The organism is Acinetobacter sp. COS3 (assembly GCF_000475335.1).
In the GTDB taxonomy this organism is placed as follows: domain Bacteria; phylum Pseudomonadota; class Gammaproteobacteria; order Pseudomonadales; family Moraxellaceae; genus Acinetobacter; species Acinetobacter venetianus.
Genome location: NZ_AXCD01000005.1, coordinates 152,955 through 171,794 on the forward strand (window position 1 = coordinate 152,955; position 18,840 = coordinate 171,794).

15 protein-coding genes are annotated in these 18,840 nt (G+C 43.0%); 7 read left to right on the forward strand and 8 right to left on the reverse strand.

All coding sequences use genetic code 11. From position 1 onward, the window contains the following. Positions 1-20 precede the first annotated feature (20 nt). On the forward strand, positions 21-1,046 hold the full coding sequence (gene ahr / locus IO68_RS20395; protein WP_023012742.1) for an NADPH-dependent aldehyde reductase Ahr: 1,026 nt from the start codon (positions 21-23) through the stop codon (positions 1,044-1,046). Here ahr and IO68_RS20400 read toward each other — a convergent pair. Continuing rightward, entirely contained in the window at positions 1,043-2,458 is a 1,416-nt protein-coding gene (locus IO68_RS20400) for a PLP-dependent aminotransferase family protein (protein ID WP_023012743.1), read from the reverse strand. The two genes, ahr and IO68_RS20400, sit on opposite strands and share 4 nt — an antisense overlap. 90 nt (positions 2,459-2,548) lie before the next feature. On the opposite strand from IO68_RS20400, the gene IO68_RS20405 reads away from it, so the two are divergent. Further along, positions 2,549-2,959 (forward strand): hypothetical protein, encoded by a 411-nt coding sequence (locus tag IO68_RS20405; RefSeq protein WP_004878193.1) that lies wholly within the window; start codon positions 2,549-2,551, stop codon positions 2,957-2,959. Here the strand turns inward: IO68_RS20405 and IO68_RS20410 are convergent. Continuing rightward, on the reverse strand, positions 2,907-3,809 hold the full coding sequence (locus IO68_RS20410; protein WP_023012744.1) for a LysR substrate-binding domain-containing protein: 903 nt from the start codon (positions 3,807-3,809) through the stop codon (positions 2,907-2,909). The two genes, IO68_RS20405 and IO68_RS20410, sit on opposite strands and share 53 nt — an antisense overlap. Before the next feature lie 136 nt (positions 3,810-3,945). Here IO68_RS20410 and dkgB point away from each other — a divergent pair, with 136 nt between their 5' ends. After that, the gene (gene dkgB, locus IO68_RS20415; protein ID WP_023012745.1) at positions 3,946-4,752 is read left to right on the forward strand and encodes a 2,5-didehydrogluconate reductase DkgB; all 807 of its coding nucleotides are present in this window, start codon (positions 3,946-3,948) and stop codon (positions 4,750-4,752) included. A 2-nt stretch (positions 4,753-4,754) separates the two neighbouring features. Further along, the gene (locus tag IO68_RS20420; protein ID WP_004878197.1) at positions 4,755-5,942 is read left to right on the forward strand and encodes an MFS transporter; all 1,188 of its coding nucleotides are present in this window, start codon (positions 4,755-4,757) and stop codon (positions 5,940-5,942) included. Between the two features lie 36 nt (positions 5,943-5,978). Here the strand turns inward: IO68_RS20420 and IO68_RS20425 are convergent, their stop codons facing one another. The 6 genes from IO68_RS20425 to IO68_RS20450 form a co-directional block, all read right to left on the reverse strand. Beyond that, complete coding sequence (locus tag IO68_RS20425; protein ID WP_004878199.1) at positions 5,979-6,626, reverse strand: START domain-containing protein; 648 nt, start codon at positions 6,624-6,626, stop codon at positions 5,979-5,981. Positions 6,627-6,728: 102 nt separating this feature from the next. Further along, the gene (gene dapB, locus IO68_RS20430; RefSeq protein ID WP_023012746.1) at positions 6,729-7,550 is read right to left on the reverse strand and encodes a 4-hydroxy-tetrahydrodipicolinate reductase; all 822 of its coding nucleotides are present in this window, start codon (positions 7,548-7,550) and stop codon (positions 6,729-6,731) included. A 115-nt stretch (positions 7,551-7,665) separates the two neighbouring features. After that, positions 7,666-8,778: a molecular chaperone DnaJ gene (dnaJ, locus tag IO68_RS20435; protein ID WP_007479798.1), complete on the reverse strand. Its 1,113-nt coding sequence runs from the start codon at positions 8,776-8,778 to the stop codon at positions 7,666-7,668. A gap of 143 nt (positions 8,779-8,921) precedes the next feature. Continuing rightward, entirely contained in the window at positions 8,922-9,299 is a 378-nt protein-coding gene (locus IO68_RS20440) for a hypothetical protein (RefSeq protein ID WP_004878205.1), read from the reverse strand. 132 nt (positions 9,300-9,431) lie between these two features. After that, positions 9,432-12,560: an efflux RND transporter permease subunit gene (locus tag IO68_RS20445; RefSeq protein ID WP_031234693.1), complete on the reverse strand. Its 3,129-nt coding sequence runs from the start codon at positions 12,558-12,560 to the stop codon at positions 9,432-9,434. A 2-nt stretch (positions 12,561-12,562) separates the two neighbouring features. Beyond that, the gene (locus IO68_RS20450) at positions 12,563-13,663 is read right to left on the reverse strand and encodes an efflux RND transporter periplasmic adaptor subunit (protein WP_031234695.1); all 1,101 of its coding nucleotides are present in this window, start codon (positions 13,661-13,663) and stop codon (positions 12,563-12,565) included. A 153-nt stretch (positions 13,664-13,816) separates the two neighbouring features. On the opposite strand from IO68_RS20450, the gene IO68_RS20455 reads away from it, so the two are divergent. The 3 genes from IO68_RS20455 (at position 13,817) to IO68_RS20465 (ending at position 18,811) form a co-directional block, all read left to right on the forward strand. Continuing rightward, a complete protein-coding gene (locus tag IO68_RS20455; RefSeq protein WP_023012749.1) occupies positions 13,817-14,440 on the forward strand; it encodes a TetR/AcrR family transcriptional regulator in 624 nt (207 codons plus the stop codon). Between the two features lie 84 nt (positions 14,441-14,524). Next, a complete protein-coding gene (ppc, locus tag IO68_RS20460) occupies positions 14,525-17,206 on the forward strand; it encodes a phosphoenolpyruvate carboxylase (protein WP_023012750.1) in 2,682 nt (893 codons plus the stop codon). 309 nt (positions 17,207-17,515) lie between these two features. After that, the gene (locus IO68_RS20465) at positions 17,516-18,811 is read left to right on the forward strand and encodes a solute carrier family 23 protein (protein WP_007479805.1); all 1,296 of its coding nucleotides are present in this window, start codon (positions 17,516-17,518) and stop codon (positions 18,809-18,811) included. The last annotated feature ends 29 nt before the right edge of the window (positions 18,812-18,840 follow it).

The window sequence follows — 18,840 nt, forward strand, 5'->3', positions numbered from 1 at the left end:
CCTTCCATAGGAGTCTGTCCATGAGTAACAACCAAATACGTGCTTATGCAGCCATGCAAGCTGGTGAGCAACTGGTTCCTTATCAATTCGATGCAGGTGCATTACAAGCCCATCAAGTTGAAGTTAAAGTTGAATATTGTGGTCTTTGCCATTCCGATATTTCTGTGATCAATAACGACTGGCGCTCGTCGAGTTATCCAGTGATTGCAGGACATGAAATTATCGGAACGATCGTTGCACTCGGTTCTGAAGCAAAAGGGCTGAAATTGGGACAACGTGTTGGGATTGGATGGACAGCAGAAACCTGCCAAGCTTGTGATCCATGTATCGGTGGCAATCAAGTCTTATGTACAGGTGAGAGTATTGCCACAATCGTCGGACATGCGGGAGGCTTTGCTGATAAAGTCCGTGCAGGCTGGCAGTGGATCATTCCCCTACCCGATGATTTAGATCCAGAAAGTGCAGGTCCTCTTCTCTGTGGTGGCATTACGGTGTTTGATCCTTTGCTCAAACATAAAATCCAAGCGACGCATCATGTTGCTGTCATCGGTATCGGTGGCTTGGGTCATATGGCAATTAAACTGCTCAAAGCATGGGGCTGTGAGATTACGGCGTTTAGTTCAAACCCTGATAAAACAGATGAACTCAAAGCGATGGGGGCTGACCATGTGGTCAATAGCCGTGATGCTCAAGCCATCAAAGCACAACGAGGTAAATTCGATTTACTGCTCAGTACGGTCAATGTGACGTTGAACTGGCAGGCATATTTAAGTACCTTAGCGCCGAATGGAACATTACATTTTCTAGGTCTTACATTAGAACCTGTGCCTGTATCGGTCGGCGCATTGATCGATGGCGCAAAGTCTGTCACAGGCTCACCGACTGGTTCTCCTTTGGCACTGCGCCAACTGTTGCAATTTGCTGCGCGACGCAATATCGCACCGCAAATCGAACTTTACCCGATGTCTCAGCTCAATGACGCGATTGAGCGACTGCATTCAGGACAAGCACGTTATCGTATCGTCCTCAAAGCAGATTTTGATTAATGTAAGCTTTTCCGAACCCAATCCGCCAACTGCTGAAGCGCTTGGCGGATTTCTTCTGTTAAAGCATGTCCCGCATTTAAACGCACAAAATGCTGATAACGTTTATCTTCACCAAACACTTCACCAGGCACGATATTAATCCCTTTTGCTTGAGCTAAATAATAGAGTTCTAAGCCTGAAATTGATTTCGGTAACTGTAACCACAGTGCATATCCCCCTTCAGACTGACTCAAGGCAATTGGCAGCCCTTGGAAAGCTTCTAAGATATAGGCCCGATACTGTTCAACCTGCTGCATCAATTTTGGACGTAAGCGCTCCAAATGCTCGCGATAACCACGGCTATAAATAAAATCTGCCAAACCCAATTGCAACGGTGTATTTACACCAACATTATTTGCCATCAACTGTGGACGTAAATGCTGCAACTGTTGTCCTAAACAAAACCATCCAACGCGATAAGCACTGGATAGCGATTTAGACACCGAGCCACACCAAATCACATAGCCTTGTTGATCCCAATAACGAATCGGCAATGGTCGTTCTTTTTGAAAACTACATTCTCCATAAATATCATCTTCTAAAATAAAGCATTGGTATTTCTCGGCCAGCTGAGCGATATGCTGCTTTTGTTCATTGCTTAGGCAATAACCCGATGGATTTTGAAAATTAGCGGTGAGTAAGCATAATTTCGCAGCCCCCTGTCGCATAAACGATTCCAGTCGCTCAAGATCAATCCCTTGATGATCCGCAGGGATTTCAATAATTTTTCGCTTTAACCCCGCCAACATTTGCAGTTGACCATTAAACGTTGGCGTAGGAATAAGAATGCTATCGCCCTCTTTGGTCATTTGCTGAATCAGCAATGAAAGAGCAGGCATACAACCATTGGTAATAAAAATATCTTCAATCGCCACATAGATTCCGTCTTCACGCCAATGATCAGACAGTGCCTGACGCAATTGCATATGCCCTTGCTTATTGCAATATAAGAAATCCTCAGGCTGACAATGCTTGAGCGCACGTTGTAAAGAGCGGCGCAAACCATCCACTGGAATCAGATGTGGTGACAACTGAATCGCACCCAGCGGTGTCAAATGGCTTTGTATCGAAGCGGTCTGAATCTGATTTTGCAGGTCTAAATTTGATACTTGTCTCGGCATTGATTCGAATTGAGGGCTATCAGGAATAGCACTTTGATATTGTCGAGGGCTAACAAAATAACCTGATTTTGCTTTGACATAAATTAGCCCTTTTGCCTCCAACAACTCATAGCACTGTTGAGCGGTGCTCAAACTCACCTCTTGCTGACGAGCAAATTCTCTTAGAGAACTCAGCTTTTGTTGAGGCTGAAGCTCATGTTGATAAATCTTATGGGCAAGTTGATCTGCCAATCTTTGATATTGAAAACTCATTTCTGTACTGCTTTTTTAGAAATTTCTGTATCTGTATTGGTTTATACAACACCGTTAAGCTATAAAAATCAACTACAGGAGGATAAAGCAATGAAAAATAAAGTCTTATTTATATTATGCAGCCTTGTATTTACTGGATGCCAAATCACTGATCAAAAAACACATCAGCAACAGGAAATATGTAAGACACTTTCTGAAGGGTATCTCAAAACACAAAATCAGCAGACCTATGAGTTTTGGAAATTAGAGCAGATTCCAAACCAAGCTGAGCAAAACACATTAAAGCTGATCTATAAAAAACCAAATGAAAACGGACTGGTTTTAACGGGTTTATTACTGCCAACAGTAGAACTTGAATGCACATTGAAACAACAACATATTGTCGTTTCTGTCGCGCAGCCGACAGGGAAAAACCTTCAAGTTTTGGAAGTTATTTTACCTAAGCCAACTAACGACACACCGAGAAACCCTGACTTAGTTGCTCGCTCAGAAACTCAATAAACAACCGCACACGTTTGGGTAAATGCTCTTGTTGATAATAAACAGCATGGATGCTTTGATAAGAGTGCTCAATTTGATCTTCAAACAACGCAACTAAACGACCTTCTTGTAAATCTTTCCAAATCTCAAACTCAGATAATCGTGCTATTCCTAAGCCCCGTAAGCACAACTGTCTAACCGTTTCACCGCTTGAGGCTTTTATTTTAGACTTCGCGAAAAAGTACTCACCCTCAACTTTTATCGGCCACTGATTCACCCTAACTGGTCGAGAGAAACCGATCACTTCATGTGTCAAAAGTTCTAAAGCTTGTTGAGGCATTCCTTCACGCGCCAAATAGTCAGGACTTGCCACGATATATATGCGACTTTTGCACAACAATTTGGCGTGTAAGCTTGAGTCATGTAACTCACCAAACCGAAATGCGACATCCGTTTTATGCTCCAATAGATCAATCACTTGATCATTGCTATTCAATTCAAGTTCAATATTCGGATAACGCTGTTGAAATGCATGCATCAACGGTGCAATCACATGCAGAATAAAAGGGTTGGCAGAATCGATTCGAATTAGTCCAGCTGTATCTTGATCCGATTTTTGTAGTGCTTCTTCAGCGGCATTGAGATCATTTAATATTTTACGGGCATGATTAAGAAAGTTTTGACCATCCTGTGTCAGTTTCAATTTACGCGTGGTTCTTTCCAACAAAGTCACTTCAAGTTTTGCTTCTAATCGACTCAATGCACGGCTCACCCCAGATGAGGTTTGTTCTAATTTTTCTGCCGCCGCTATAAAAGAACCTGTATCGACAATCGTGATAAACGTCAGTAACTCCTCAATTGTTGATTTCATTCATGCTGTCCATTATTGATATTTAGTCAACTATATTTTGCTAATCCATATATTTTTTAGCAATGATAATCCATGCAAAATTTCGATCATTAGCAAAATATGCTCCGTGGAGCATTTAAAAGATGAGATGAAGAATATGCAAATCCCTCAGTTTGGTTTAGGCACCTATCGTTTAAATGATCAAATCCTCATTAATTCAGTCAAAACTGCGTTAGATGTCGGATATCGCGCTATTGATACAGCACAAATTTATGAAAATGAAGCTGCCGTAGGACAAGCAATCCGTGAAAGTGGCATCGCACGTAAAGACATTTTTTTAACAACGAAAATTTGGATCAATAACTTTTCTGAACAACGCCTCATTCCAAGCTTAAAAGAAAGTTTGCAGAAATTACGTACCGATGCAGTTGATCTGACCTTGATTCATTGGCCCGCGCCATCGCAAGGAACTGATATCACAGAAGTGATGCAATTATTATTAGAAGCTAAACAACAAGGTTTAACTCAACAGATTGGCATCTCAAACTTCAATATTGCCTTGACCCAACAAGCGATTGATAGCATTGGTGTTGAACATATCGCAACCAATCAAATTGAGCTGAGCCCCTATTTGCAGAACCAGCATTTAGTCGATTATCTACGGGAACAAAATATTGATGTAACGTCCTATATGACCCTTGCTTATGGCAAGGTACTCAATGATCCAACCCTACTGGAAATCGCAGCACAGCACCAAGCGACAAGCGCACAAGTCGCTTTAGCATGGGCCTTACAACAAGGTTATGCCGTGATCCCCTCATCCACTAAACGTGAGAATCTAATCAGCAACTTAAAGGCACAAGACTTAAAACTGAGTGCTGAAGAAATGCAAATGATTGCTCAATTAGAACGTAATGGTCGTGAAATTGATCCTCCTGAACTTGCACCAGTATGGGACAAATAAATATGAAGCAACGCATCAATCTTCCTTTGCTCGCATTAGCTATTGGTGCGTTTGCAATTGGAACTACTGAATTTTCACCTATGGGTTTATTACCAAACATTGCCAATGATCTCGGTGTTTCAATTCCTAGTGCTGGGATGCTGATCACGGGATATGCTTTAGGGGTAATGTTGGGTGCTCCCATCATGACCCTATGGTTTGGTGGTTTTGCGCGTCGTAATGCGCTGATTCTATTGATGGCTATTTTTACCATTGGGAACTTGATTGCTGCCTTCTCACCTAACTACATGAGCTTAATGGGGGCTAGATTGATCACTAGCCTCAATCATGGTGCATTCTTTGGGATTGGTTCAGTTGTTGCTGCTAGTGTCGTTCCTGCCAATAAACAAGCCAGTGCCGTCGCGATGATGTTTATGGGGCTTACGATTGCCAATATTGGTGGAGTACCTTTAGCAACTTGGGTCGGGCAAAACATTGGCTGGCGAATGTCTTTCCTTGCTATCTCAGCGCTCGGTGTGATTACCATGTTCGCACTGTGGAAAGCACTTCCTGTTGGCTCTGTAGGCCAAAAACCGAATGTAAAAATGGAACTTCGCGTGCTTACTCGTCTACCTGTGATCTTGGCATTACTTACGACGGTGTTTGGTGCATCGGCAATGTTTACGCTTTACACCTATATCGCACCAAGTTTGGTTGAATTTACGCATGCTTCGCCGACCTTTATTACCATGATGCTCGTGCTCATCGGGATTGGTTTCTCAATTGGTAACCATTTCGGTGGCAAGTTTGCAGACCTTTCTATCAATAAAACTTTAATTGGTTTCTTAGGGTTATTAATCGGATTGATGCTCATTTTCCCAATCCTTGCTCAAACACAAGTAGGTGCAGCCCTTGCTTTAGTAATCTGGGGCGCAGCTGCCTTTGCCATCGTACCACCATTACAGATGCGCGTGATGTCGGTGGCACACGAAGCCTCTGGCCTTGCTTCTTCCGTGAATATTGGTGCGTTTAACTTGGGCAATGCGATTGGTGCAGCAGCGGGTGGAGCGGTACTCAGCCTCGGGCTAAGTTATGCCGCAGTGTCGATGATTGGTGCTTTACTCGCAGGGATCGGCTTAATCCTAGTTTTTATTCAGATTAAATTATCTCAACAAGAAAGTACTGATTATCAGCAATGCCCTCAAATTTAACTGAAAAAAATGCCTGATTTGAATCAGGCATTTTTTTTATTTTAAAACATCGGGCAACTTCGGTTGCGCATACAATGGATTATAAATTTCTTTCTTCATCTTCATCAGCATTTGATAGGGTTGCTGTTGCACAAACATATTCACAAAACTCAAAGGAATCGCACCTGCTGGATCAGCATAACCTGTGGTTGTCACCTTGACTTTATTATTGGCAAGTTTTTGGAATGTCCAATCCCCCGCATATTTGGTTAAACGGATAATATCAGGCTGTTCAGGATAATTATTTTGCACAGCATTATTTTTAATACTAATACTACCATCGGCATTCTTAGTCATTTTCCCCTTAATCACGACATCACGATCTTTCAGAGGAAATGGAAAATCAAGCACCATATAAAGTGTAAACTCCCCTTTCTTCTCATCTCGAGAAAGCAGCTGTGCTTTTCCAACATAAGGTACCCATTGAGGTGTCCGTTCAACATCAAGAACCACAGCAACTGCACGCTCTAATGGCACATCAAATGTGGTTTCTGCTTTATATTGGAAAACAGGATTATTTTCAGTCTGGTACGTCCAAACCTTAATATTATTACGATGTAAACTCAGTTTTGGGGCTTCGGCAGCAGTTACGACAAAGCTCGTCAGACTGAGCAGCGTAGCAAGAACAATATGCTTTTTATTCATGTCATGCTCGATTGTTTTAATGATGAAGAGAGCTTGTTTTCACTTAGAACGATCCAGTAAAAAGCTCGACAAGCTCTTTTTATAGTGCAAAAAAGGAACTTTTTATACTTGAATATCGTTAAAGCCTAAAACATCTTTCATATCGTATTTACGAGCTTCACGTCCTACCACCCATGCTGCTGCGCGCACTGCACCCGCAGCGAAGTTCATACGATTCGTCGCTTTATGTGTCACTTCAACGCGCTCGCCTTCACCAATAAACATCACGGTATGTTCACCCACGATGTCACCACCACGAATCGTTTCAAAACCAATGGTTTGACGGTCACGAGGCCCTGTATAACCTTCACGACCATATACAGCGACTTCTTTCAAATTGCGACCAAGTGTATCTGCAATTGCTTCACCCATCATGAATGCCGTACCAGATGGAGCATCTACTTTATGGCGATGATGTGCTTCAATGATTTCAATATCAACTGTATCGCCAAACACTTTCGCTGCTAGTTCTAGTAATTTAATTGAAACGTTCACACCGACTGAGTAGTTTGCTGCATAAACCACAGGTGTTTGTGTCGCAGAATCATCTAAAAATGCTTTTTGCTCATCTGACATCCCTGTGGTGCCAATCACCATCGCAACGCCAGCTTCACGACACAGTTTCAGATGCTGCTCTGTCGCGACAGGTGCCGTGAAATCAATCACCACATCACAGTCTTTTAAAACTTCACTCAAACTTCCCACAACCTTCACGCCAAGGCTGCCTACACCAGCAAGTTCCCCTGCATCTGCACCCACCAAGCTACTTTCAGGACGCTCAACTGCTGCCGCAAGCTGATAACCCGCCTGTTGTACGGCTTGAATCAAAATACGCCCCATGCGTCCGCCTGCACCCAAGATCCCAATGCGTGGAGAAGTTGACATAATATTTCCCAGTCTTTTATTTAAACAATCCAGCTACTATAGCAAAACTCTGTCGCTCCGCTAAAAAATTTCCCACAAAAAAACCTGCCGAAGCAGGTTTTTTTGTTGATGCAAATTAATCGAATAAGCGATCAAAGAATGATTTTTTCTTTGGAGATGAGGCATGACCATCACCATCAAAAGAAGCTTGTAATTCTTTCAGCAATTCACGTTGGCGACTATTTAAATTCACTGGAGTTTCTACCACGATACGGCACAATAGGTCGCCGACCATGCTGCTACGTACTGGACGAACACCCTTACCACGCAAGCGGAACAGTTTGCCTGTTTGCGTGCCTTCAGGAATTTTCAAGCTCACGCGCCCTTCTAGGGTCGGGATTTCAATTTCTTTTCCTAATGCAGCATCGGCAATGCTCACAGGAACATCCATATATAAATCAGCGCCATCACGTTGGAAGATTTCGTGTTCACGAACAACAACTTCTACGTATAGATCACCTGATTGACCATCACGAATCGCTTCACCTTTGCCCGTTAAACGTACGCGATCACCATTATCTACACCTGCAGGAATGGTAACTTCAAGCGTTTGCTGACGGTCTGATACACCAGATCCATGACAGGTATTACAAGGATTTTTAATAATCTTGCCCTGACCACGACAGGTACTACACGTCTGCTGAACAGAGAAGAAACCTTGTTGCATGCGCACTTGACCAGCACCGTGACAAGTACGGCAAGTTTCTACATCATTTGGATTTTTAGATCCTTTACCATCACAGGTTTCACATGGCGCTGGCGCAGTGAAAGTAATGGTTTTTTTCACGCCTTTGACTGCTTCTTCAAGCGTCAATTCCATCACGTAACGAAGGTCTGAACCACGGCGCTGACGTTGTTGCTGACGACCACCGCCACCAAATGCACCACCAAAGATATCACCGAACTGGCTGAAAATATCTTCAGCGCTAAAACCGCCACCGAAGCCACCACCGCCAAAGCCACCTTCAAAAGCGCTATGGCCTGCACGGTCATACATACTACGCTTTTCACTATCTGAAAGAACTTCGTACGCTTCAGACGCTTCTTTAAACTTGTCTTCAGCTTCAGCGTTGTCAGGGTTGCGGTCAGGGTGATACTTCATCGCCAACTTACGATAGGCTTTTTTGATCTCATCATCACCTGCGGTTTTCGATACGCCTAAAACCTCATAATAATCACGTTTAGCCATGGTTGGCGATGCTCCTCACGGAATTTATTAAATCTATACAAACAAATAAGCTCTGCTGACTTTTTATTTCTAAAGTCAACAGAGCCTTAATAGGGGCTGTATGATAAATTTACAAGGTCTATCGCAATAAAAAAGCAATAAATTTAAAAAACTGCTTTATTTTTAAAGTATTTAGCAATGCCTTGAATCCAAGCATTCAATAAAAATAACCATGCAATTGAACTAAATACCACACCAGCAACCGTCATTGCGGTCACCCAAGTTGCGCTATCCCATGCAAAAAAGAATAGAGGAATAAACCAAAGGGCGGCAAAAAATGCCATCAAGATAAATAGCAGCACATTACGCATAATCCAGAGTGCATGCGCATGTATCCATACCTCTGCATTATCCACAATCGCAACTTTGCGTGCTAACAGGTATGCAAACGCTGCAAACACTATTGTAAATAATGCAAGAAACATGAACACGTAAGAAATCGCCACATAGCGGCGATGCTGCTCAATATTGTCTTGCCCCATGCTCTATATCACCTCATCCAGTGCATTTTGCCAAATTTGTCATGCAATGAAATTCAATTATTTTTTGGTCTTTAAATATAGGTGCTACTATATTGAAATTTTCAATATTTCGCACCTTTATTCACAAAATAATTACGATAGATATGTTGTTTTTTTCACCTTAAACCAAGCGGCATAGAGCGCAGGCAAGAAAAATAAGGTTAATAAGGTCGCAACAATCAATCCGCCCATAATTGCAACAGCCATTGGACCAAAGAAAATACTGCGTGATAACGGAATCATTGCCAAAACAGCAGCCAATGCAGTAAGAACAATTGGACGGAATCGGCGCATGGTTGCATCAATCACCGCATCCCAAGGCGCTTGCCCAGCATGTATATCTTGTTCGATCTGATCGATGAGAATCAGCGAGTTCCGCATAATCATGCCAGACAAGGCAATCGTTCCAAGCATTGCGACGAAACCAAAGGGTTTATTGAATAACAACAAGAACGCCACGACACCAATTAAGCCAAGTGGTGCTGTCAGCAACACGATGGTTGCACGCGACATACTACGCAATTGGATCATCAATAAAGTCATCACCACCGCAAGGAATAAAGGCATCCCCGCATTGACTGAACTTTGTCCTTTCGCAGACTCCTCAACTGTACCGCCAACTTCGAGTAGATAACCATTCGGTAAGTCAGTTCGTAAAGCCTGCATTTGATCAGCCAACTGTTGAACAACCGTTGCAGGTTGTAAATGCGTACGAATATCTGCTCGGACAGTAATCGTGGGCAAGCGGTTACGATGCCAGATTAAGCCTTCTTCAAAACGTGATTCGATTTTTGCGATTTGCGCTAATGGAACTGTCGTACCTTGAGTCGTTGGAACAGCTAAACTGGCTAGAGAGGCAACTTCAGCACGTTCCGTTTTATCACCACGTAGACGAATTTCAATCAACTCACGTTTTTCACGGTATTGATTCATCACCGTACCCGTGACTGAGGCATTTAAGAAATTTGCCAAATCAGCGCTAGAAACACCCATCTGACGTGCACGATCTTGATCGATCTCAATCGCAATAATCTTACTTGGCTCACCCCAATCCAAATGTACATTGGTGGTGTTTGGATCTTCACTCAATACTTTGGCCACTTTTTGTGCCCATTGACGTACTGTCGCTAAATCCTCACCCGAAACCCGATACTGCAATGGATAACCGACAGGTGGACCATTTTCGAGCAATGACACACGCGTGCGCACTTGTGGCAAGAGCTGCTTAATTTGCGTTTCTAAAGAACGTCGAATTTCATCACGATCATCTAAAGAGGATGCCAACACTACAAACTGAGCAAAGCTCGCCTGTGGTAACTGTTGATCCAAAGGTAAGTAGAATCGTGGTGAACCTGTCCCGACATAAGCCACATAGTTATCAATCCCTTTTTGCTTAGAAAGGAATTTTTCGACTTTATGAACGGCTTGCTCGGTTGCCGTCAAGGATGCGCCTTCCTCTAGTTTTAAATCTACTAAAATTTCGGCACGGTTGGATGGAGGGAAAAATTGCTGTGGCACAAACTTAAACATTGCGACAGAAAAGATGAAGATCCCAACCGTTACGGCAATCACCGTCTTACGATAAGTGATACAAACTTCAACCACACGGCGGAACGATTGATAAAACTTCGACTGATAAGGGTCATGGTGTTGGCCATGTGCCTCAACCACAGGCACAGGCTGCTTACGTAATTTCGCCCATAGACGTAAATACCATGCAGCTTGTTGCTGTTGTTTGGTGAAGTCAGGCAACAACTTTTCACCAAGGTAGGGAACAAACAAAACTGCGGCAATCCACGATACGATCAGCGCAATCGTCACCACTTGGAAAATAGAACGGGTATATTCTCCTGTCCCAGATTGCGCAGTGGCAATAGGCAAGAAACCCGCTGCGGTAATCAGTGTTCCTGTCAGCATTGGGAAAGCAGTCGTTTGCCATGCAAAACCAGCAGCTTTGAGCCGACTATAGCCCTGCTCCATTTTGATTGCCATCATCTCGACCGCGATAATGGCATCATCGACCAGCAGACCCAATGCGAGAATCAAAGCGCCTAAAGAAATTTTATGTAGTCCGACATCAAATAAATTCATGCCTGCAAAAGTCATCGCAAGCACCAGTGGAATGGATAGTGCCACCACTAAACCTGTGCGAAAACCCAGTGAGAAGAAACTCACTAACAGTACGATAATGACTGCTTCAGCCAATACCTTTAAAAACTCATGAATACTACGTTGTACCGCGACGGGCTGATCAGAAACTTTTTGCAGCTTCATACCTAAAGGTAAAGTCTTTTGCAATTGGGTAAATTCAGTTTCGAGATTTTTACCCAAAGCAATAATGTCACCGCCTTTACGCATCGATACCGCAATACCAATCCCATTCTCGCCCATAAAACGCATACGTGGTTGTGCAGGTTCACTAAAGCCGCGATAAATCTCAGCGACATCCCCCAACTGAATGGTTTTATCACCCACCAACAATGGCAGCTTTTTCAGATCATCAACACTGTGTAAATGTCCACTGACCCGAATTTGAATACGATCTGTACCTGTTTCAAAGAAACCCGCAGATGCCATATCATTTTGCTTTTGAATCGCTTCTTGAATGGCAGTGACAGGGACACCGAGCTGAACCGCTTTGGTGTTGGAAAGTTCAATCCAGATTTTTTGATCTTGTAAGCCAACGAGATTGACCTTGCTCACGTCTTTAACACGCTGCAATTGCAGTTGTAGACGATCGGCATATTCTTTCATTACTGCATAGTCAAAATCCTTGCCCGTGAGGACATAGATATTGCCGAAGGTATCGCCAAATTCGTCATTGAAAAATGGACCTTGTACACCACTCGGTAACTGATGACGAATGTCATTGACCTTCTTACGGACGTTGTACCAAACATCAGGAATTTTGCTTGATGGTAGCGAATCCTTAGCAACGAAAGTCACCAAAGACTCACCAGGGCGAGAGTACGCCATGATGCGGTCATACTGGCCCGTGGTCATCAATTCTTTTTCGATGCGATCAGTCACCAGCGTGGAAACTTCTTTCGCAGTTGCACCCGGCCAATAGGTTTGGACGACCATCACTTTAAAAGTAAATGGGGGGTCTTCACTTTGTGAGAGTTTCGAATAGGACATGATCCCTACAATGCCAAGTAACAGCATAAAATAGAGAATAATGCCCTTATTCTTAAGTGCCCATTCTGAAAGGTTAAATTTCATGTTTAACCTCCCGTTTTTACCGTGACTTCACGATTATCACGATCTACAGGATGAATCTTTTGCTGATCGCGAAGTAAATGTACGCCACCGACCACAACCCAATCATTTGCTTTTAAACCTGAAATGATCGGCACACTATCACGTCCATATGCCCCCAAGTTCACAGCCACTTTACGTAAGGTGTTATTTGCATTCACAACCCATACATAAGCATCTTGACCATTGGCAGTGACGCTAGACAAAGGCACGCTCAGTACGTTGTTTTGTTGCGTGACAAAGAAGACGCGAGCGCTCTGCCCCAGCTGAATCGAAGACTGCCCTTCCAACAATGAGACTTTCACCGTAAACGTTCTGGACTGGTCAGCTGCGGGTGAAACCTCACGAACTTTGGCAGCAAAACGTGCTTCAGGTTGTGACCATAGCGTGACCCAAACTGACTGACCGACTTTAATTTGGCTGACTGCTTGTTCAGGCACACCAAATACCACCTCACGCTCACCATCAATAGCCAGTTGATACGCTGGCTGTCCAGCAGAAACGACTTGTCCAATTTCAATTTGACGTTGGGTAATCACACCATTTTTATTGGAAATGAGTTGGTTATAACCTGTTTGGTTTGAAGACACCTCATAATTCGAGCGCGCTTGTTGCAAGGTTGCTTGCGCTGATTCGTACTGATTTTTGATCGCATCAAATTGCGAACGGCTCACCGCATTGACTGGAAGTAATTGCTGATAACGTTGATATTCCTGCGCTGCAATTTTTGCTGCGGCTTGCGCACTATCTAGTTGCGCTTTTGCAGCATTCATTTGCAGTTGTGCATCTTTAACATCTAACTTTGCCAAGACTTGCCCAACTTTAACGCGATCACCCACATCAACATAACGTTCCGTAATTTGTCCCCCGACACGGAATGCCAAAGCCGTTTCTTGCCTCGCCTGCACATCGCCAGCATAGCTCTTTTGATCAACATGCGTGCTACTCGGTTGCGTCACCATGACATACGGAATTTCCTCAGTCTTGGGAACCTCTTTTTGGCATGCGGATAAAGTGACACTGCTGAGTACGAGCAACCCCACAATTACATGATTTAGCAGATTCATCTCTTTTTCGCTCTTATTCAGATTGATTTTTTAAGGCACAATATGCATATCATGATAAATTGTTTATTTTTTAATTAATACACCCATGAGTACATTAATTAAAAAATAAAGTTATTTAATTGATTTTTAATTTAATTAAAAGAGAATGACAGCGTGCAAAACAACAGTGGTCGCCCAAAAGATTTAGAGAAAAGAGCCAAAATCTTACAGGCTGCAAAATCTATTTTTTTGAAAATGGGTTACCACGCCACCAATATGAATCAAATTGCCAAAGACGCGGGCGTGACTAAACTGACGGTGTACAACCACTTTCAAGACAAAGCCAATCTGTTTATTTGTGCGATTGAAGAAAGTTGTGAAGAATCCATTTGTGCCAAAGAAATTGTCCTCACCGAGGAAAGTAACTTCGAACAAGCGCTGTATGTGATGTGTCACCGTGCACTTAGTATTATTTATCTTCCTGAAGCGCTGAAACTTGATCGTGTGCTGTTTGAACTCGCCGCGGAACAGAGTCCGCTGACCCAACAGTTTTTTGATGCATCACATACACGGATGAGTAATGTTTGGTGTGATTTTTTCCGACAAGCCATCCACTTGAACTTTATCCAAGCCGATGACCCACTTAAACAAACAGAAATGATTGTGTCCTTGATGCTAGGCTTACGTCACTACCGTGTATTGTTAGGTTTAGATACGGTACCAACCGCAATTGAAATCGATCAGATGATTCAACAAGCAGTTGAGCTATTTTTGCTTAAATATCAAACTAAAATTTAAATAAATTTCACATTTATTTACGTTCTCCACTTGGAATGTCTCTCAATCGCGCTATAGTCAAATGAGAACATCAGGAGAAATAGAATGATTCAGCAAATCACGGCTCCATTACGTGAAGATGTCCGCTTATTGGGCAATTTACTTGGTGAAACCTTAAAGCAACATGCTGGGCAAGATTTGTTTAATCAAGTTGAGCAAATCCGTGCACTCGCCAAAGGTGCACGAGACGGTCAAATCGAAGCAGAAAAACAATTAGAACAACTTTTCCTTGGCTTAAAAGATGAAGAGATTTTGCCCCTCACTCGTGCTTTCTCTCATTTTCTCAACTTCGCCAATATTGCAGAGCAATATAATGTGGTTCGTGGTCGTCGTCAGGCTGAGTTTGATGAACAAGCACCAAGCCCGAATCCATTACCGCACTTATTTGAAAAATTCAAAACCCAACAAATCAATGAACAACAACTGTTCCAACAGCTCTGTGATCTCAAAATCGAGCTAGTGCTCACTGCACACCCAACCGAAGTCAGTCGTCGTACCTTAATTCAAAAATATGATGATATTACCGATTGCCTGTCTCAGCTTGATCAGCAAAAGTTGACACCCCGTGAGCGCCAACAAACGCTTGCGACATTGAAGCAATTGATTAGTTCGGCATGGCAAACAGATGAAATTCGCCAACATCGCCCAACGCCAGTAGATGAAGCTAAATGGGGTTTTGCAACCATTGAACAGACCTTATGGAATGCAGTTCCCAAATTCGTTCGTGAACTCAATGAGCTCACACAACAACATTGTGAGCAAAACTTACCGTTGACAGTTGCACCGATTCGCTTTGCTTCTTGGATGGGTGGTGATCGTGACGGTAATCCAAATGTTACTCATAAAATCACGCAAGAAGTATTATGGCTATCCCGTTGGCAAGCAGCGGACTTATATTTACGTGATATTGAAAACTTACGCTGGGAACTGTCGATTCAGCATTGTTCTGATGAACTCGCGCAAGCACTGGGTGAGCCACACCCTGAACCGTATCGTGAATATTTGCGTGAAACACGTGAACGTTTAAAAGCAACTCGTTATTGCTTAGGGCAACGTTTACAAGGTCTAGAAGCAGATGATCGAAATATCATTCGTCATAAGGATGAATTGCTACAACCATTATTGCTGTGCTATCGCTCTTTGGTTGACAGTAATTTAGCCGAAATTGCCAATGGTCAATTGTTAGATTTCATCTATCGGGTGAATTGTTTTGGAATCGAGCTACTCAAACTCGATATTCGTCAGGAATCTGGACGACATCGCCAAGCCATTTCAGCGATTACGGAATATTTAGGTCTCGGCAATTTCGAATCTTGGACTGAGCAAGCGCGTCAAAATTTCTTGATCCAAGAATTACAAAGTAAGCGTCCACTGCTGCCAAAATATTTAAATGAGCCTGAAGGTAGCCTGATTCAGCATCCTGATGTATTGGAAGTATTTGCAACAATGCGAACTTTAGCGGAACAACCGCCTGAAAGTTTGGGTGCATATATCATTTCTATGGCTGAATATCCAAGTGATGTCCTTGCTGTTTTGTTATTGCAAAAAGAAGCAGGGATTCAGCAACCATTACGTGTCGTTCCACTCTTTGAAACGCTTAAAGATTTAGACGGCGCAGCAAAAACCATGGATACGCTGTTTAGTATGCATTGGTATAAGCAACATATTAATGCCAAACACGAAGTCATGATTGGTTACTCGGACTCAGCCAAAGATGCAGGCTTTATGTCAGCAAACTGGGCACAGTATCGCGCCCAAGAAGAACTCACGGCGATCGCTCAAAAGCATGGTGTGCAACTGACATTATTCCATGGTCGGGGCGGTTCGATTAGTCGCGGCGGCGCGCCGACACAACAAGCTTTGTTCTCTCAACCACCAGGATCGATTTCAGGTGCGATTCGTGTCACTGAACAAGGTGAAATGATTCGATTTAAATTCGGACTAGAAGGCATTGCCTTACAGAACTTAGAGATCTATACCGCGGCAACATTAGAAGCGACACTCTTGCCGCCGCCTGTACCAAAACAAGAATGGCGTGCATTGATGAATCAAATGACCGATTTATCAGTAAAAGTCTATCGTCAAACCGTTCGTGAAAACCCTCATTTTGTGAGTTATCTGCGTACAGTCACGCCTGAGCTTGAGCTGCAAATGCTTCCGCTCGGCTCACGTCCTGCCAAACGTAAAGTCAGTGGTGGCATTGAGTCACTGCGCGCCATCCCTTGGGTGTTTGCATGGACACAAATTCGTCTCATGCTCCCTGCTTGGCTAGGAACAGGGACGGCGATTAATCAAGTCCATGAGCAGCACAAAAACACACTGGATGAGATGTTAGAACAATGGCCTTATTTCCAAACCCTGATCGACATGCTGGAAATGGTGCTGTCTAAATCAGATGCGGATATTGCGCTGTATTACGAGTCACACCTCACCCAAGACCAGGACTTAAAACTGCTTGGCGTTGAACTACGCCAACGTCTACAAAATGCCGTAGATACCTTGTTGAGTCTCAAAGGTGAATCTAAGCTACTCAGTAATAATGAGGTACTTGATCAATCGATGCAGGTGCGCAAACCTTATCTGTTGCCATTACATCTATTACAGGCAGAATTGATGAAGCGTCGTCGTTTGTATTTAAGTACTCATCAATCTGAACACACCCCTATTGATCATGCGCTTATGGTCAGTATTGCAGGGATTGCAGCAGGTTTACGTAATACGGGCTAAATACTCTTTGAATGAGTTATCAGCGGATAATGATGTCTGCTGATAATTCGATTGGCAAAATATTCCACTTTTATAAAAATTTTTAGAATTTTTTTAAAATTTATTTTCCAAAGTTGTTATTTCACTTTTCATATGATCGAAGCAAAATAAATAACAAATCCGATAAGTTATTTTAATGATTATTTTACCAAAAGGTAAAAATTATCAACTTCAAAGCCTTAGCACCCAATATTCTCAGACGAGGATAGGTGAAAGCGCGATTTAAGACAGAGTATGATACGCGCTGATATCACATAATGAGTCTCATCTATGTCAAATTGGTTTCCAAAATGGCAGCCGTATCAGGGAAAGATTGATCATCGTCCTGTTGCGACAAATGAATATTTACCGCCCTTACAAAGCGCGGTGCTCGGGGTTCAACACGCATTCGCAATGTTTGGAGCAACTGTTCTTGCACCATTGTTGATGGGATTTAGCCCCAACCTTGCGATCCTCATGTCAGGGATCTGTACCATTATTTTCTTCCTCATCACTGGTGGACGCGTTCCAAGTTACTTAGGATCAAGTTTTGCGTTTATTGGTGTTGTGGCAGCCGCAACAGGTCATGTCACAGGCTCAGGTGCGAATCCAAATTTAGCCATCGCCTTAGGTGGTATTGTTGCCTGCGGTATTTTTTATGCGTTGATTGGCTTTGCTGTAATGCTCACAGGAACACGCTGGATCGAAAAATTGATGCCACCTGTGGTTACAGGTGCGATCGTGATGATTATTGGTCTCAACCTTGCTCCTGTCACGATTAAAGGTGTTGCAGGTCAACCGTTTGAAATGTGGATGGCACTGATCACTGTACTCAGTATGGGCATTATCGCAGTCTTTACCAAAGGTTTATTGCAGCGTTTATTGCTTCTCGTTGGATTATTGATTGCTTATGCGATCTATGCAATTGCCACCAATATTCTGGGGTATGGCAAGCCGATTGATTTCTCCCAAATTGCGGCTGCACCTTGGTTTGGTATTCCAACGTTCTCGCATCCGAAATTTGATTTAAACGCGATTTTGATTATTGCGCCAGTTGCCTTGATTTTAGTCGCTGAAAACCTTGGTCATATCAAAGCAGTCGGTGCAATGACAGGTGAAAACTTAACCCCACAGTTGGGTAAAGCCTTTGTTGCAGATGGTCTCGCAACCACGTTATCTGGCGGTGTCGGTGCGCCTGGCATGACCACTTATGGCGAGAACATTGGTGTCATGGCGGTGACACGTGTCTATTCGACGATTATCTTTGTGATTGCAGGTGTTTTTGCGATTTTTCTAGGTCTTTCACCAAAATTTGGCGCAGTGATTAGCACCATCCCAACGGCGGTACTGACAGGTGCTTCTATCGTCGTCTTTGGTTTAATTACCATTGCTGGTGCAAAAATCTGGATCGAAAATAAAGTCGATTTCTCTAATAATAAAAATCTGATCATCGCTTCTGTCACCATTATTTTAGGTGCAGGTAACTTCGAACTGCTCTTTGGTAACTTCAATTTAGGTGGGATCGGAACCGCAACTTTTGCTGCGATTTTCCTGAACTTATTGTTTAGCCTAAAAGATAAAAACTAGAAAACCAAGGCAGCGTAAGCTGCCTTTTT

What these genes read in the sequence shown, in the direction of transcription:
- ahr (WP_023012742.1), top strand. Translation starts at nt 21, where the DNA reads ATGAGTAACAACCAAATACGTGCTTATGCAGCCATGCAAGCTGGTGAG.
- IO68_RS20400 (WP_023012743.1), bottom strand. Translation starts at nt 2,458, where the DNA reads ATGAGTTTTCAATATCAAAGATTGGCAGATCAACTTGCCCATAAGATT.
- IO68_RS20405 (WP_004878193.1), top strand. Translation starts at nt 2,549, where the DNA reads ATGAAAAATAAAGTCTTATTTATATTATGCAGCCTTGTATTTACTGGA.
- IO68_RS20410 (WP_023012744.1), bottom strand. Translation starts at nt 3,809, where the DNA reads ATGAAATCAACAATTGAGGAGTTACTGACGTTTATCACGATTGTCGAT.
- dkgB (WP_023012745.1), top strand. Translation starts at nt 3,946, where the DNA reads ATGCAAATCCCTCAGTTTGGTTTAGGCACCTATCGTTTAAATGATCAA.
- IO68_RS20420 (WP_004878197.1), top strand. Translation starts at nt 4,755, where the DNA reads ATGAAGCAACGCATCAATCTTCCTTTGCTCGCATTAGCTATTGGTGCG.
- IO68_RS20425 (WP_004878199.1), bottom strand. Translation starts at nt 6,626, where the DNA reads ATGAATAAAAAGCATATTGTTCTTGCTACGCTGCTCAGTCTGACGAGC.
- dapB (WP_023012746.1), bottom strand. Translation starts at nt 7,550, where the DNA reads ATGTCAACTTCTCCACGCATTGGGATCTTGGGTGCAGGCGGACGCATG.
- dnaJ (WP_007479798.1), bottom strand. Translation starts at nt 8,778, where the DNA reads ATGGCTAAACGTGATTATTATGAGGTTTTAGGCGTATCGAAAACCGCA.
- IO68_RS20440 (WP_004878205.1), bottom strand. Translation starts at nt 9,299, where the DNA reads ATGGGGCAAGACAATATTGAGCAGCATCGCCGCTATGTGGCGATTTCT.
- IO68_RS20445 (WP_031234693.1), bottom strand. Translation starts at nt 12,560, where the DNA reads ATGAAATTTAACCTTTCAGAATGGGCACTTAAGAATAAGGGCATTATT.
- IO68_RS20450 (WP_031234695.1), bottom strand. Translation starts at nt 13,663, where the DNA reads ATGAATCTGCTAAATCATGTAATTGTGGGGTTGCTCGTACTCAGCAGT.
- ppc (WP_023012750.1), top strand. Translation starts at nt 14,525, where the DNA reads ATGATTCAGCAAATCACGGCTCCATTACGTGAAGATGTCCGCTTATTG.
- IO68_RS20465 (WP_007479805.1), top strand. Translation starts at nt 17,516, where the DNA reads ATGTCAAATTGGTTTCCAAAATGGCAGCCGTATCAGGGAAAGATTGAT.